A 14,469-nucleotide genomic window follows, 5' to 3' on the forward strand; every position below is an offset into this window, starting at 1 on the left:
GGTCACGGGGCGTACCCGCGATCAGGACATCGCCCGGATGGCCGGGGGTGCATCGCGCGTTTTCCGCACGGATTCCCCGACCGCCCGCCGGACTTGCAGTCATGCGCTTGGTGCGCTTGCGCCCGCGTCACAAGCCGAAGACCGCCTAATGATTCGCTGAAAACGCTTTCCGCCGGGGGCGGCGGTGTGTTTTAACCATGTCGAATGTCCGGGGATGCATCGTGAACAGGGAACACACGCCAGAAACGGAGCCGTCCGAGTCGCGCAAGCTGCTCGGCCGTCTGCGTGAAGCACTGGCCGCGGATTCCGCGGGTCAGGAGCGTCTGGACCATGTGACCCGCATCATCGCCACCTCGATGGGCGTGGAAGTCTGCTCGATCTACCTGTTCCGGGATTCGGACACTCTGGAACTCTGCGCGACCGAAGGTCTGAAGGCCGAAGCCGTCCACCAGACCCGGATGCGGATGGGCGAGGGCCTTGTCGGTCGCGTGGCGCGCACCTCGCGGGTCATCAATACGCCGGATGCACCCGCCGAGCGCGGATTCCGTTACATGCCTGAAACCGGCGAGGAAATCTTCTCGTCCTTCCTCGGCATCCCGATCCAGCGGCTGGGCGAGACGCTGGGCGTCCTTGTCGTCCAATCGAAAGAGGCGCGCGGGTTCACCGAGGACGAGGTCTACGGCATGGAAGTCGTGGCGATGGTCCTTGCCGAAATGACGGAACTTGGAGCCTTCGTCGGAGAGGGCGCGGCGCTTGCCGCCCTCCACCAGCGTCCGGCCATGTTCCGGGGCGGTTCCGGGCAGGAGGGGATCGCCGAGGGTCATGTCTGGCTGCATGAGCCCCGTGTGGTGGTGACGAACCCGATCGCGGATGACCCACACGAAGAGGCACGCCGGCTGCGGGCCGCCGTGGACGAGTTGCGGGTGTCGGTGGACGAGCTGCTCGCCACAACACAGGGCGTCGACAAGGACCAGTTGCAGGTGCTCGAAGCCTACCGGATGTTCGCCAATTCCAAGGGCTGGATGCGCCGGATGGAGGAGGACATCTACCGGGGCCTGTCTGCCGAGGCGGCCGTTGAGAAGGAACAAAGCTCTGCACGCTCGCGCATGGCGCAGGTGCCTGACGCTTACCTGCGCGAGCGGCTCCACGACCTTGACGACCTGTCCAACCGGCTGCTGCGTATCCTCACCGGCCAAGGGGGCGATACGGGTGCGGAGATGCCCGAGGACCCGATCCTGATCGCCCAGAACATCGGCCCCGGCGAGTTGCTCGAATACGGGCGCGGACTGAAGGGCGTGGTGCTCGAGGGCGGGTCGGTGGCGAGCCATGCCGCCATCGTCGCCCGTGCGCTGGCCATCCCGCTTGTCGTCAACGCGCGGCGCATCACGACCGAGGCGCTGAACGGCGACCCGATCATCGTCGACGGAGATCAGGGGCTGGTCCACCTGCGCCCCGAGGACAGCGTGCGCAGCGCGTTCCGCGACAAGATGGCGATGCAGGCCGAACAACAACAGCGCTATGTCGGCCTGCGCGACATGCCGGCGACCAGCGACGAGGGCACAACCGTCTCGTTGATGATGAACGCGGGTCTGATGGCGGATCTGCCGTCGCTCGAAGGCTCCGGCGCCGAGGGCGTCGGGTTGTTTCGCACGGAGCTTCAGTTCCTGATCCGCTCCAACGTCCCGCGCCGGGGCGAGTTGGCGGCGCTTTATTCGCGGGTGCTGGACGCCGCCAGTGGCAAGCGCGTCGTGTTTCGCACACTCGATATCGGGTCGGACAAGGTGCTGCCCTACATGAAGCCGACCGAGGAGCCGAACCCCGCGCTCGGCTGGCGCGCGATCCGCGTGGGGCTCGACAAGCCCGGTGTGATGCGGATGCAGGTCCAGGCGCTGATCCGGGCGGCCGCCGGGCGCGATCTGTCGATCATGTTTCCGTTCGTCGCCCAGTACGAGGAATTCTCGCAGGCCAAAGAGATCTTCTACCGCGAGCTCAAGCGGGAGGAGACGATGGGTCACGTCTTGCCGAAGAACGTCGAGGTGGGCGCGATGCTGGAGACCCCCTCGCTCGCCTTCGCGCCGCGGCAGTTCTATGAGGAAGCCGATTTCATCTCGATCGGCGGCAACGACCTCAAGCAGTTCTTCTTTGCCGCAGATCGCGAAAACGAGCGGGTTCGGCGGCGCTATGACACACTGAACGCGTCGTTTCTGAACATCATCGACATGATTATCCGACGCTGCGAAGAGGCCGGGACACCGCTGTCTTTCTGCGGCGAGGATGCCGGGCGGCCCGTCGAAGCGGTCTGTTTCGCGGCCCTCGGGATGCGCAGCCTGTCGATGCGCCCCGCCTCGGTCGGCCCGGTGAAACACCTGATCCGGCGCACGGACCTCTCCGAATTGCGCCAGGTGCTCGACGAGGCGCGGGGATCGGGCATTCAGTCGGTGCGCGAGCCGGTGATGGATTACCTGTTCCGCCGTGACGCGACCGGCAACTGACGTCAGCCGGGGTCGGTCCATCGCCGAACCCTGCCCGTCACGCCCGACCAGCCCTCCGGTGCCAGAGCGATGCCCAGTACGCGGTCCGGGTTGGTAGGCGGCGGCATCTCGACACCTTCCAGTCGGTCGAACCCGAAGCGCCCGTAATAGGGTGCATCCCCCACGAGAAGCGCGCGCGCCCAACCCTGTGCGCGCGCGAGGTCGAGGCTGTGGCTGATGAGCAGGCCGCCCAGCCCCTCGCCCTGCCGGGTTGGGTGGACCGCCACGGGACCGAGGAGCAGCGCATCGTGACTCCCCACATGCACGGGCCAGAACCGGATCGCGCCCGCGAGGATGCCGTCACCGTCGCGCGCGGTCGTGGACAGCCCGACGACGGGGTCAACGTCGTCGCGCAGACGATAGGAGGACAGCGCCTCGCGCCCCGGTGCGAAACAGAGGTCGTAGAGTGCTTCGACCTCCCACCAGTCGGCGGGCGTTTCTGGTGCCAGATTGAACAGCGCGCGCCCCCTTCTGTCGGCCTGCCTCCCCGCCATAGCCCAAACCAGCGGGGAGGTGAAAGCCCCGAGACGGCGGCGGCGGTGCGGGAATATCTTCGTGAATTCGGGAGGATGCCGGCGGATCGCGCGCCCCGGCGCATTCCAATCCCCGGCCGGGCGCGGTAGCAAAGGGCAACCAGACGAGGACCGCCATGTTTTATCGACCAGAAGACGGCCACGGCCTTCCCCACAACCCCTTCAATGCCATCATCACGCCCCGCCCGATCGGCTGGATTTCGACCCGGTCGAGCCGGGGCATCGACAACCTCGCCCCTTATTCCTTTTTCAACGGCGTGGCCTATTCGCCGCCGCAGGTCATGTTCGCCTCGACCTCGGGCAAGTCGGACCGGGCGCGCGGCAAGGATTCGCTGGGTAACATCGACCAGACCGGCGTGTTCTGCGTGAACGTGGTGGAGGCCGAAGCCATCGACCACATGAACGCAAGCTCGCAGACGCTTTCGGCGGGCGAGGATGAGTTTCCCCATGCCAAGGTGACGAAGGCCGCCTGTAACGAGATCGCCTGTTCCCGCGTCGCGCTCGCCCCCGCCTCGCTCGAATGCAAGCTGAGCCAGCTCGTGACGCTGGAGGGCGAGGACAATTTCCTCGTCGTCGGTCGGGTCGTCGGTGTGCATATCCGCGACGATTGCCTCGTGGACGGCAAGTTCGACATCACGAAGTTCGGAATGGTCTCGCGACTCGGCTATCGGGACTACACGATCATCCGCGACGCATTTGAGCTGACACGGCCGGACGATTGAGCCAGTCACTTTTGAATATCTGATCACCAGTTCTGGCGGATTTCCATTCACAGGCGAAGATGCGAACGTTCTCCTGAATGAAGGAGACCGCCATGACCACCACACCGCGCCAACCGCTCGACCGCGACCAGATTGTCCATTTGCGGCTCGAAGGCCTTGCGCTCACCGCTCTTGGATTTGGGTTGTTCGCGTCCAGCGGGGAGAGTTGGTGGCTCTTCGCGGTCCTGATCCTTGCGCCGGACCTGAGCGCGCTCGGCTATCTCGCAGGGGCACGCGTGGGCGCTGTTGCCTACAACATCGCCCATGTCTTCACGGGGCCGGCCGTCGTGATCGGTCTTGGCTGGTGGGTCGGAGCGCCGCTCATCCTCGCGCTTGGCGCGATCTGGTGGAGCCATATCGCAATCGACCGGGCGGTGGGCTATGGCCTGAAGGCGCGGGGCGACTTCAAGCGGACGCATCTGTCGTTTTGATGCAGGCGCGTTGGTCACGGCCTGCACTGAGACCCCGCGTCTTTAGCATTCCAGAGAAGAACGGGGCCGACGAAAAGCCGATCAGTGCCCGCCAAGGATCCCCGTGCGCACCGAATAATCGACCGCGACCTGGTAGTCCGGATCGTCATCGCTATCGACCATCAGGTGCCCGGCCTTTTTCAGAAGCTGGTGACAATCCCGCGACAAGTGCCGCAGCTGGAGTTGCTTGCCCGCCGCCTCATACTTGCCCGCAATCGCCTCGATCGCCTGAAGGGCGGACTGGTCCACCACACGGCTGTCCTCGAAGTCAACGACCACGCGCGACGGGTCGCTCTCGACATCGAACAGTTCCGTGAACCCGTCGGACGAGCCAAAGAACAACGGCCCGTTGACCTGATAGACCTTGGCCCCTTCTGGAGTCGTGTAGGTCTTGGCCCGGATACGCGTCGCGTTGCCCCAGGCATAGGCGAGCGCCGAGACGATCACGCCGACGACCACGGCGACCGCGAGGTCTTCCATCACCGTCACGACCGTCACGAGAAGGATCACGAAAGCGTCCATGCGCGGCACGCGGGTCAGGATGCGGACAGAGTTCCAGGCGAAGGTGCCGATGACGACCATGAACATCACACCCACGAGGGCGGCCAGCGGGATCTGCTCGATCAGCGGCGAGGCGAAGAGGATGAAGGACAACAGAAACAGCGCCGCAGCGATGCCCGCGATCCGCGTGCGCCCGCCGGATTTCACGTTGATCATCGACTGGCCGATCATGGCGCAACCGCCCATGCCGCCGAAGAACCCCGTCACCGTGTTGGCCACGCCCTGCGCGATACACTCCTGCGATGCGCCGCCACGTTGGCCGGTCATCTCGCCCACGAGGTTCAGGGTCAGCAGGCTTTCGATTAGACCGATGGCCGCAAGGATTACCGCGTAGGGCAGGATGATCTGGAGCGTCTCCAGATTGAACGGCACCATCGGGATGTGAAACGGCGGCAGGCCGCCCTTGATCGTGGCAAGGTCGCCGACGCGCGGCACGTCGATGCCGAAGCCGATCACCACGGCGGCGACGATTCCGATCCCGGCAAGCGGCGCGGGGACGACGCGCGTGATCTTGGGCATCGCCCAGATCACCAGCATCGTCAGCGCCACGAGGCCGAGCATGGTGTAAAGCGGCATACCCGAGAGCCATTCGCCCCCGCCCATGCCGTGCCCCGTGGCCTCCATCGTGCCCGGCACCTTGAACTGCGTGAGCTGCGCGAGAAAGATCACGATGGCGAGCCCGTTGACGAAGCCCAACATCACCGGATGCGGCACGAGCCGGATGAACTTGCCCCAATGCATGACCCCCGCGAAGACCTGGATCAGCCCCATAAGGACGACGGCGGCGAAGAGGTATTCCACCCCGTGCTGCGCCACCAGCGCGACCATGACCACGGCCAGCGCGCCGGTGGCCCCCGAAATCATGCCCGGACGCCCGCCGAAGACGGCTGTGATGAGCCCCACGAGGAAGGCCGCGTAGAGGCCAACGAGCGGATGGACCCCCGCGACGAAGGCGAAGGCGACCGCTTCGGGCACCAAGGCCAGCGCCACGGTGAGGCCCGACAGCAGCTCGATCCGGATGCGCCCGGCGTTCAGCGGGCTGCCCGGCGCGATGCGCAGGTCGGGAGTCTCTATGCGGTTGGCAAATCGCGCCAGCAGGGCTCGGGCCACGGGGCACCTCATGTAGGGATTGATTGTTCGCGCGCCCCTCCTATCGCCGCAATGCAGAAAAGACCACCCGCAATCCCGCAAAACCCTGTCCCGCAGGGTGCAAGGCTTGGCCCGATCCGCTTGCTTCGGCCCCGTAAGGCTGCTTCACTCGCCGCGAGTGACAGGAGGGCAGGATGGCGGAAACCATGATCGGCGTGATCGGAGGATCGGGCCTTTACGAGATCGAGGGCTTGGAGGGCGCGGACTGGGTCACGATCCAGACGCCGTGGGGTGACCCGTCCGATCAGGTGCTGACCGGCACGCTCGACGGGGTGCGCATGGCCTTTCTGCCCCGCCACGGGCGCGGGCATGTCCATACTCCGACCACGGTGCCCTATCGCGCCAACATCCATGCGCTGAAATCGCTGGGTGTGACCGACATCATCTCGGTCTCCGCCTGCGGGTCGTTCCGCGAGGATATGGCACCGGGCGATTTCGTGATCCTCGACCAGTTCATCGACCGGACCGTAGCGCGAGAGAAAAGCTTCTTCGGCACCGGCTGCGTCGCCCATGTGAGCCTCGCCCACCCGATCTGCGCGCGGCTGGCCGATGCCTGTCTGACGGCGGCACGGGAGGCCGGGGTCAGCGTCCACAACGGCGGCACCTACCTGTGCATGGAGGGGCCACAGTTCTCGACCCTCGCCGAATCGAAGCTCTACCGTGAGGTCTGGGGCTGCGACGTGATCGGCATGACCAACATGCCGGAGGCCAAGCTCGCCCGCGAGGCCGAGATCGACTATGCCTCCGTCGCCATGATCACCGATTACGACAGCTGGCATCCGCACCATGGCGAGGTCGACATTGCCGAGATCATCGCCACGCTGGGCGCAAATTCCGAGAACGCGCGCAACCTGATCGCCCGCCTGCCCGCGCTTCTGGGCGCGACCCGTGAAGCCTGCCCGCACGGCTGCGACAAGGCTCTGGAGTTCGCAATCATGACGGCCCCGGAAAAGCGCGACCCCGATCTTGTCGCGAAGCTCACCACAGTGGCGGGCCGCGTCCTTTGATCTGGCGGGCCGCGCTTTTCGCGGCGCTTCTGCCGGGGGCCGCGCTGGCACAGGAATTCGTCGAGGCGCGCGGACCGATGAGCGACGACGATTTCTACAACGCCGTCGCCTGTGGGGCCGAGCCGGGCGGGGAATGCCGCAAGCCGTTCGTGCGGTGGGAACGGGAGGGACGGCCGATCCGCATCGCGATCCGGCAGATGGACGACGCCTATCTCGGTGGCAAACGCCTGCGCGCCTTCGCAGCGTTGGAACGGGCGATACAGGAGTTGAACGGCGCAGAAGCTGGCGTGCGGCTTGTCGAAGTCGACGAAGGCGCGGAAGCGGAAATCGAACTGTTCTTTTTCGACCTCGAACGCGGTGAACCGATCGCGGGCACGGGGATCGAGGGCGTGGACGGCTCGCCCCTCGGCGGAGCCTCCACCCGCGTGCTGTTCGAGCGCGAGACCGGGCGCATCCGGCAGGTGGCCGTGATCTTCTCCACCACGCTCCAGATTCGTGCCTATGAGAGCGTCATGCTGGAAGAGTTGACACAGGCAATGGGGTTGATGACGGACATCCGAAACCCGCATTACGACGAAACCTCTGTCTTCGCGCAGGACACGAATGCCTCGACGGCGCTCGGCCCGCAAGACATCATGGCCCTGCAACGCCACTATGCCCGCTGAAGGAGCCCGCCATGCGCCGTCTCGTCCCTGCCGCCTTCCTTTCCCTCTGTTCCGCCCTGCCCGCGCAGGCCGACGGGTTCGTGATGGGGGCCGGCCGATGGGATTGCGCCAGGGCGCTGGAAGCGGCCAACTCTGGCGAAGGCATGGCCTATGAGCAACTCGTCGGCTGGCTCATGGGTTTCTGGTCGCACGCCACCTTCACGCGCGAGACGGGCTTTGTCGATATTGTCGAGGAGGTCGGTGGGCTCAAGATCTTCGAGCTGACCATGACCGAATGTCAGCGTGCACCCGGCGACACGCTCCTTTATGTGGTGAGCCGTTCCATGATCGAAAATACGAAGTGACCCCATGAAAACCGTCAAGGACTACATCCGCACCATCGTCGACTTCCCCCACGAGGGGATCATGTTCCGCGATGTGACCACGCTCTTCTCCGACCCGCGTGGCTTCCGCATGTGCATCGACCAGATGCTTCACCCCTATGCCGGCACCCGGATCGACAAGGTCGCGGGGCTGGAGGCGCGGGGCTTCATCATCGGCGGTGCCATCGCGCACCAGCTTTCTGTCGGCTTCACACCGATCCGCAAGAAGGGAAAATTGCCGGGTGCCACGGTGAGCCAGGCCTATGAACTCGAATACGGCGAGGCGGTGATGGAAATCCACGACGACGCGATCCAGCCCGGCGAACGTGTCTTGCTCGTCGACGACCTCCTGGCCACGGGCGGCACGGCAGCGGCGGGCATCCAGCTTATCGAACGGTTGGGCGGCGAGGTGGTGGGCTGCGCTTTCATCGTCGACCTGCCGGAGCTTGGCGGCCACGCCAAACTCGACGGGATGGGCATGGCCGTTCATACGCTTTGCGACTTTGAAGGCGCGTAGACGTTTTCTTAACGACTCGCTCCTACCGTCAACTTTGGTTCGTGGGAGCACGGACCGCTGCTTGATCAGCACGTCCCCCCGTGCAGCGCCCCGCCATCCCCCTCGGCGGGGCGCTTTCACATGGTCGCCATGCCTTGTGAGGCCTGTGTCACCTGTCACCAGACCTGAGCGCGCCGCAGGCGCACAATTTGGCAACAGCTACCGCTCCAGCATCACGCCGGGGTTCATGATGCCGTCCGGATCCAGCGCCGCCTTGATCGCGCGCATCGCCGCAGCCTTGGCCGGATCGCCGTAGCGGGCGAGGTCCGCGACCTTTAGCCGGCCGATCCCGTGTTCAGCCGAGAACGAGCCCCCCTTTTCGGCCACGAGGTCATAGACCACCGCCGCGACCGCGCCGCGCTTGTCGCGCAGGCTGTCGCGCGCCACGCCCTTGGGCGGGAAGATATTGTAGTGCAGGTTGCCGTCGCCCAAGTGGCCGAACACGTTGATCCGGAAATTCCCAAGCGCGGCCACCGCGGCCCCCGCATGTTCCAGAAACGCGGGGATTTCGGACAGGGGCAGCGAAATGTCATGGGAAGAAACGGAGCCGATCCGCCGGTTCGCTTCGGGGATTTCCTCACGCATCTGCCACAGTTCGGCCCTCTGCGTTTCGCTGCTCGCGATAACGCCGTCGTGGGCAAGGCTTGCTTCGAGCGCCGCCTCGAAGAGCCCCGTGAGGGCGGCGTCGGGATCGTCCTCAGCACCAAGGCCGAGGTCGATCAGCACCGACCAGTCCGGCACCGGGTCCATCGGGCACCGCGCCGGGCAATCGGTTTCGACGAGGAATCGCGGCCCCTGCCCCGACACCAGCTCGAACGCGCTGATCCCCGGCCCGATCCGCGCGCCTGCGAGCGCCAGTAGCTCCAGCGCCGCCGCCGGGCTTTCAACTGCAATGAGTGCGGTCCCTGTGCGGGCGGGGCGAGGGAAAAGCCGCATCGACGCCGCCGTGATGATGCCCAGCGTGCCTTCGGCCCCCACGAGAATCCCGCGCAGGTCGTAGCCGGTGTTGTCTTTCCTGAGCCGCTTCAACCCGTGCCAGATCGTGCCGTCCGGCAGCACGGCCTCCAGCCCGAGGCATAGCTCGCGCGTGTTCCCGTAACGCAGGACGTTCACGCCGCCTGCATTGGTGGAGAGGATACCACCCAGCCGCGCGGAGCCTTCCGAGGCCAGCGACATTGGGAACAGCCGGTCCTCGGCTTCGGCCGCCGATTGCAAGTCCGCCAAGATCACGCCCGCTTCCGCGATCACCACGTTTTCAGTCGGATAAACGCCGCGCACCTGCGTCATGCGTTCGAGCGACAGGATCACCGGGCGCGGCCCCTCGGCCATGATCTGACCGCCGACGAGCCCGGTCCCGCCGCCATAGGGCACCACGGCAACCCGCGCCTTGAGGGCCGCGCGAACGACCTTCGCCACGTCTTCGGTCGATCCCGGCGCGACCAGCAGGCCCTCGCCGCCTTGAAACAGCCCGCGCGGTTCTTCCAGATAAGCAGGTGTCAGGGGGCGGAACGCGGCCTCGGGCAGCGCGTCGCGCAGGCGGGCCTCGAAAGCCGCATCGGCAGGATTGAGATCGCTCATGGAAACTGGATGGCACCCAAACGGGCGCGGGGCAAGTCAGTCGAGCATGCCCGGTTGAAGCACCATCACCGTTGGTCGTCCCGGCAGCGTGTCCATCGACAGCGTGATCTCTCCGATCCCCGCATCGACCACGTCGAAGTCCCCGTCGCGCATCCCGCCAAGGAACCGGTCGAGCGTGTAGCGCCCGAACCAGTGCATCGGAATGACCACGCGGGCACGCAGCCGCTCCATCACGCGGATCATGCTCTGCGTGTCGAGCGAAACGCCCCCGTCCACGGCCGCCATCACCACGTCCAGCCGCCCGATCTCGGCATACTGGCCCGCGTCGGGAACGTGGTGGAGGTGGCCCAGATGCCCAATGCACAGGCCGGCCACCTCGAACACGAAAATTGAATTTCCATCTTCGACAAGACTTTCATAGCCACGAATGTCGGTATGGATGTTGCGGATCAGCGCCTCACCAAGGTCGAGTTCGTGGTTTCGCTGGCCGTCGCCATCCGCCCAGCCCTGTAACACGTTCGGGATGTCCGGGTCGGGCGACCATGTGAAGTGGCTGATATGGGCGTTGTTCATCGTCACCACGTCCGGGATCAGGTCGGCCCCGCCCTGATCGCCCGTGTAATCGGTGATGAAGGCGAGCCCGCCCTCGGTCTGGATCAGGAACGAGGCATGGCCGACATAGGAAATGCGCACACTCTCGGCCGGCACCGGGTCGGTGTAGGAGGCAAGCTGGACATAGGGGGCCGCCATGTTCTGCGCGAGCGCGTGACAATGGGACTCGATGCGCTCCTGCGCGGCGAGTGGCGTGGCGGTGAGGGTCAGGGCGGCGGCAAGGCGGATCATGGACATGGCCCGCATCCTGCCATGGATCACGGGCCTGTCGCCTCAACTCCGTGTGAGGGCGTGCCTGACCTTGGTCAGCGTTGACCCGGCACATGGCGCACGAGCTTGTCGAGCGTCTGGCCGCAGAACATGAGCGGTCCTGCGTCGCCGGCGTCAACTTGAAGAAAGCTGTTGGTCAGCCCGCGTCCGTCCGCCCCCGCCGGTCGGCACGGAGCGCGGCATACAGGACGTGGTTGCGCCAACGTCCGTTGATCTGGAGGTAGCTCTGCGCCACGCCTTCGTATTTGAAGCCGCATTTCTCCAGCACCCCGCGCGAGGCGGTGTTTTCCGGCAGGCAGCCCGCCTCGAGCCGCGAAAGGTCCATCTCGGTGAAGGCGTGGTTCACCACGGCGTCGAGCGCCTCACGCATGTAACCCTGCCGAGCGAAAGGTTCGCCGACCCAGTATCCGCAGGTGGCCGACTGGGCCGGGCCGCGCCGCACGTTGTCCACCGTGATCGCGCCGAGCAGCACATTGTCGTGGCGGCGGATGATGAGGAGCGGCAGGGCCGAGCCTTGAGAGACCGAGCGATTCACCCAATAGACCCGGTTCGTGAAGCCCTTGCGCGTCAGGTGGTCGGCAGTCCAGGTCGGCTCCCACGGCGTGAGAAACGCGCGGCTGGAGGCGCGAAGCTCGGTCCATGCGTGGAAATCGCCGTGGTTGAGCGGGCGAAGGGTCAGCCGCTCGGTATCGATCCGGACCTTTTTCGGCCGCCGGAGCATCACGCGGCGAGCCTGTCGGTCAGTGCGGACAGCGTCGGTGCAGTTTCGGCAGGGCCATAGAGCGCGAGCGCGGCGCGCGGGTTCGTAGCGATCCGGGTGCCGAGGCCGCGCACGTCCTCGGTCGTGACGGAGTCGAGCCGCGCGAGGGTTTCCTCGACAGGCACGACACGGTTCCAGATCGCCACCTGCCGGGCCAGCCGTTCGGCACGGGACGAGGCCGATTCCATACCCATGAGCATCCCGGCACGCAACTGCGCGCGCGCCCTGTCGACTTCGGCCACGGTCATGTCGGTGGCCGCGCGGCGCAGCTCGTCGATGGTCAGCTCCGCAAGTCCCGCGATCTCGCCCGCCGAGGTGCCGGCGTAGATCGTGATGAGGCCGGTGTCCGACCACGCGCCCGCCTGCGAAAAGATCGTGTAGCACAGGCCCCGCTTCTCCCGCGCTTCCTGAAAGAGGCGCGAGGACATGCCACCGCCGAGCGCGTTGGCATACACCTGCGCAGTATAGATCGTATCGTCCAGGTAGCCCGGCCCCTCCAGCGCGAGCGTGAAATGTACCTGTTCGAGGTGCTTGAGTTCGCGCCGCTCGCCGCCGACGAAGCCGGCAGGTTGGATCACGCTGGACGACGGGCGGTTGAGGCCGCCGAAGGCCTTTTCTGCGAGTCGCATGATTTCGTCATGGTCCACCGCGCCAGCAGCGGCGAGGATCATGCGGTCGGGGCCATAGTGCTCATCCACGAACCCGGCGAGATCGCCGCGCGCAAAGCCCTGCACCCGTTCGGCGGGGCCGAGGATGGGACGACCGATGGCCTGCTCCGGATAGGCCGCTTCCTGCAACCAGTCGAAGATCACGTCGTCGGGCGTGTCGAGCGCCTGCCCGATTTCCTGAAGGATCACGCCGCGCTCCACCTCGATTTCGTCCGGGTCGAAAACCGGGTTCATCAGGATGTCGGAGATCACGTCAACGGCCAGCGCCACATCCTCGCGCAGGACCCGCGCGTAATAGGCCGTCACCTCGCGCCCGGTATAGGCATTCAGGTAGCCGCCCACGTCTTCGATCTCTTCGGCGATCTGGAGCGTCGTGCGCCGCTTGGTCCCTTTGAACGCCATGTGTTCCAGGAAATGTGCGATACCGTTCTGTTCCAGCCGCTCATGCCGGCCGCCAGCCGTGATCCAGACGCCGAGGCTCGCACTTTCGATCCCGGGCATGTGTTCGGTCACGACGCGAAAGCCGTTGGACAGGGTGTCGAAACGAATGGTCATGTGCGGCGCTCGTTGTAAATCAGGGTTTCGAGCGCGGTGAGGTCGTTGGGCACCTTGCGCACCCGTTCCTCGCGGTCGAACAGGTCCGACATGCGCGGGGGGAGATGGGCATCACGGCCGGAAGCCTCCTTGACCGCTGCGGGGAACTTGGCCGGATGGGCCGTGGCAAGCGTGATCATCGGCACATCCGACTGGTGCTCGTTCGCGACCTTCACGCCGACGGCGGTGTGGGGGCAGATGACTTCGCCCGTCGCGTCCCATGTGGACTGGATCGTGGCAAGCGTTTCTTCCTCAGATGCGCGGCCCGACTTGAACTGACCGCGCAGGAAGTCGATGGCACCCTGACTGATGGTAAAGCCATCGCCCGCGAGGTCGGCCATCTGGTCGGCTACGACCGCGCCGTCGCGACCGTAGGCGTCGAACAGCACACGTTCGAAGTTGGACGACACCTGAATGTCCATCGAGGGGCTGACCGAGGGCAGCACGGTTTCCTTGGTGTAGGAGCCTGTTTCCAGCGTCCGGTGCAGGATGTCGTTCTGGTTCGTCGCGATCACGAGGTCGCGGATGGGCAGGCCCATCTGACGCGCGATGTAACCCGCGAACACGTCACCGAAATTGCCCGTGGGCACGGTGAAGCTCACCTCGCGGTGCGGTGCGCCCAGCGCCACGGCGGAGGTGAAGTAGTAGACGACCTGCGCCAGCACCCGCGCCCAGTTGATCGAATTCACACCGGCGAGCCCCACGGCGTCGCGGAACTCGAAATGGTTGAACATGTCCTTGAGCCGGGCCTGGCAATCGTCGAAATCGCCCGCCAGCGCGAGCGCGTGGACGTTGCCCTCGGACGGGGTGGTCATCTGCCGCCGCTGCACATCGGACACCCGGCCATCGGGGAAGAGGATAAAGACGTCGACATTGTCGAGCCCCCGGAACGCCTCGATCGCCGCCGAGCCGGTGTCGCCGCTCGTCGCTCCCACGATGGTGATCTTTTCGCCCCGCCGCTCCAGCGCCGCCTGAAAGAGCTGGCCGATAAGCTGCATGGCGAAATCCTTGAACGCCAGCGTCGGACCGTGGAACAGCTCCAGCAGGAAGTGATTGGGACCGAGTTGCACCAGCGGCGCGCGGGCCGCGTGGCCGAAACCCGCGTAGGCGTGGCGGATGCGGGCGCGGAGCTGGTTGTCCGAGAAGCTGTCGCCGATGAAAGGCTTCATGACCGTGAAGGCCACGTCTTCATAGGATCGACCTGCGAGAGCCGCGATCTCTTCGGTGGTCATGGTCGGCACGGACTCGGGAACATACAGGCCGCCGTCACGGGCGAGCCCGGTCAGCATGGCTTCCTCGAAGCTGAGCGTGGGAGCGCTCCCGCGTGTCGAGACGTATTTCATGTGCTCGTGTCCTCGTCCTTGCAGGCGGTCCGGGCCGGTGTCGCGCTCC

14 protein-coding genes are annotated in these 14,469 nt (G+C 65.7%); 7 read left to right on the plus strand and 7 right to left on the minus strand.

Going from position 1 to position 14,469, the window contains the following annotated elements:
- Positions 1-221 precede the first annotated feature (221 nt).
- Positions 222-2,492: a phosphoenolpyruvate--protein phosphotransferase gene (ptsP, locus tag B2585_RS19405; protein WP_414674072.1), complete on the plus strand. Its 2,271-nt coding sequence runs from the start codon at positions 222-224 to the stop codon at positions 2,490-2,492.
- 2 nt (positions 2,493-2,494) lie between these two features.
- Here ptsP and B2585_RS19410 read toward each other — a convergent pair whose 3' ends face one another.
- Positions 2,495-3,025, minus strand: a complete 531-nt coding sequence (locus B2585_RS19410) for a GNAT family N-acetyltransferase (protein ID WP_414674073.1) — start codon at positions 3,023-3,025, stop codon at positions 2,495-2,497.
- A gap of 155 nt (positions 3,026-3,180) precedes the next feature.
- Here B2585_RS19410 and B2585_RS19415 point away from each other — a divergent pair, with 155 nt between their 5' ends.
- Positions 3,181-3,786, plus strand: a complete 606-nt coding sequence (locus B2585_RS19415) for a flavin reductase family protein (protein ID WP_292025588.1) — start codon at positions 3,181-3,183, stop codon at positions 3,784-3,786.
- Between the two features lie 92 nt (positions 3,787-3,878).
- Positions 3,879-4,256 (plus strand): DUF4260 domain-containing protein, encoded by a 378-nt coding sequence (locus tag B2585_RS19420; RefSeq protein ID WP_292025589.1) that lies wholly within the window; start codon positions 3,879-3,881, stop codon positions 4,254-4,256.
- An 81-nt stretch (positions 4,257-4,337) separates the two neighbouring features.
- On the opposite strand, the gene B2585_RS19425 is transcribed toward B2585_RS19420, so the two are convergent.
- Positions 4,338-5,966: a SulP family inorganic anion transporter gene (locus tag B2585_RS19425; RefSeq protein WP_292025590.1), complete on the minus strand. Its 1,629-nt coding sequence runs from the start codon at positions 5,964-5,966 to the stop codon at positions 4,338-4,340.
- A 173-nt stretch (positions 5,967-6,139) separates the two neighbouring features.
- On the opposite strand from B2585_RS19425, the gene B2585_RS19430 reads away from it, so the two are divergent.
- Genes B2585_RS19430 through B2585_RS19445 form a run of 4 tightly spaced genes read left to right on the plus strand, consistent with a single transcriptional unit; the run spans position 6,140 to position 8,556 of the window.
- Positions 6,140-7,012, plus strand: coding sequence for an S-methyl-5'-thioadenosine phosphorylase (locus B2585_RS19430; protein ID WP_292025591.1), 873 nt, complete (start codon positions 6,140-6,142; stop codon positions 7,010-7,012).
- Complete coding sequence (locus B2585_RS19435) at positions 7,009-7,677, plus strand: DUF2927 domain-containing protein (protein WP_292025592.1); 669 nt, start codon at positions 7,009-7,011, stop codon at positions 7,675-7,677. Before B2585_RS19430 ends, B2585_RS19435 begins: the two co-directional genes overlap by 4 nt.
- Positions 7,678-7,688: 11 nt before the next feature.
- A complete protein-coding gene (locus tag B2585_RS19440; protein ID WP_292025593.1) occupies positions 7,689-8,021 on the plus strand; it encodes a 5'-methylthioadenosine phosphorylase in 333 nt (110 codons plus the stop codon).
- Between the two features lie 4 nt (positions 8,022-8,025).
- Positions 8,026-8,556 carry an adenine phosphoribosyltransferase gene (locus B2585_RS19445; RefSeq protein ID WP_292025594.1) on the plus strand — a complete coding sequence of 177 codons (531 nt, stop codon included), beginning with the start codon at positions 8,026-8,028 and terminating at the stop codon, positions 8,554-8,556.
- A gap of 198 nt (positions 8,557-8,754) precedes the next feature.
- On the opposite strand, the gene B2585_RS19450 is transcribed toward B2585_RS19445, so the two are convergent.
- The 5 genes from B2585_RS19450 to thrC form a co-directional block, all read right to left on the minus strand.
- On the minus strand, positions 8,755-10,173 hold the full coding sequence (locus B2585_RS19450; protein ID WP_292025595.1) for an FAD-binding oxidoreductase: 1,419 nt from the start codon (positions 10,171-10,173) through the stop codon (positions 8,755-8,757).
- 36 nt (positions 10,174-10,209) lie between these two features.
- Positions 10,210-11,022: an MBL fold metallo-hydrolase gene (locus B2585_RS19455; protein WP_292025596.1), complete on the minus strand. Its 813-nt coding sequence runs from the start codon at positions 11,020-11,022 to the stop codon at positions 10,210-10,212.
- A 169-nt stretch (positions 11,023-11,191) separates the two neighbouring features.
- Positions 11,192-11,776 (minus strand): GNAT family N-acetyltransferase, encoded by a 585-nt coding sequence (locus B2585_RS19460; RefSeq protein WP_292025597.1) that lies wholly within the window; start codon positions 11,774-11,776, stop codon positions 11,192-11,194.
- A complete protein-coding gene (locus B2585_RS19465; protein ID WP_292025598.1) occupies positions 11,776-13,038 on the minus strand; it encodes a M16 family metallopeptidase in 1,263 nt (420 codons plus the stop codon). Before B2585_RS19465 ends, B2585_RS19460 begins: the two co-directional genes overlap by 1 nt.
- Complete coding sequence (thrC, locus tag B2585_RS19470; protein WP_292025599.1) at positions 13,035-14,420, minus strand: threonine synthase; 1,386 nt, start codon at positions 14,418-14,420, stop codon at positions 13,035-13,037. The genes B2585_RS19465 and thrC overlap by 4 nt, the downstream gene beginning before the upstream one ends.
- Positions 14,421-14,469: the final 49 nt, after the last annotated feature.

The sequence above is a fragment of the Maritimibacter sp. UBA3975 genome, assembly GCF_002384975.1.
GTDB lineage: Bacteria > Pseudomonadota > Alphaproteobacteria > Rhodobacterales > Rhodobacteraceae > Maritimibacter.

Bases quoted from the DNA above. Each gene is read 5' to 3' on its own strand.
- B2585_RS19460 (WP_292025597.1), bottom strand. From the start codon at position 11,776: ATGCTCCGGCGGCCGAAAAAGGTCCGGATCGATACCGAGCGGCTGACC.
- B2585_RS19415 (WP_292025588.1), top strand. From the start codon at position 3,181: ATGTTTTATCGACCAGAAGACGGCCACGGCCTTCCCCACAACCCCTTC.
- thrC (WP_292025599.1), bottom strand. From the start codon at position 14,420: ATGAAATACGTCTCGACACGCGGGAGCGCTCCCACGCTCAGCTTCGAG.
- B2585_RS19430 (WP_292025591.1), top strand. From the start codon at position 6,140: ATGGCGGAAACCATGATCGGCGTGATCGGAGGATCGGGCCTTTACGAG.
- B2585_RS19420 (WP_292025589.1), top strand. From the start codon at position 3,879: ATGACCACCACACCGCGCCAACCGCTCGACCGCGACCAGATTGTCCAT.
- B2585_RS19445 (WP_292025594.1), top strand. From the start codon at position 8,026: ATGAAAACCGTCAAGGACTACATCCGCACCATCGTCGACTTCCCCCAC.
- B2585_RS19450 (WP_292025595.1), bottom strand. From the start codon at position 10,173: ATGAGCGATCTCAATCCTGCCGATGCGGCTTTCGAGGCCCGCCTGCGC.
- B2585_RS19440 (WP_292025593.1), top strand. From the start codon at position 7,689: ATGCGCCGTCTCGTCCCTGCCGCCTTCCTTTCCCTCTGTTCCGCCCTG.
- B2585_RS19455 (WP_292025596.1), bottom strand. From the start codon at position 11,022: ATGTCCATGATCCGCCTTGCCGCCGCCCTGACCCTCACCGCCACGCCA.
- B2585_RS19465 (WP_292025598.1), bottom strand. From the start codon at position 13,038: ATGACCATTCGTTTCGACACCCTGTCCAACGGCTTTCGCGTCGTGACC.
- B2585_RS19410 (WP_414674073.1), bottom strand. From the start codon at position 3,025: ATGGCGGGGAGGCAGGCCGACAGAAGGGGGCGCGCGCTGTTCAATCTG.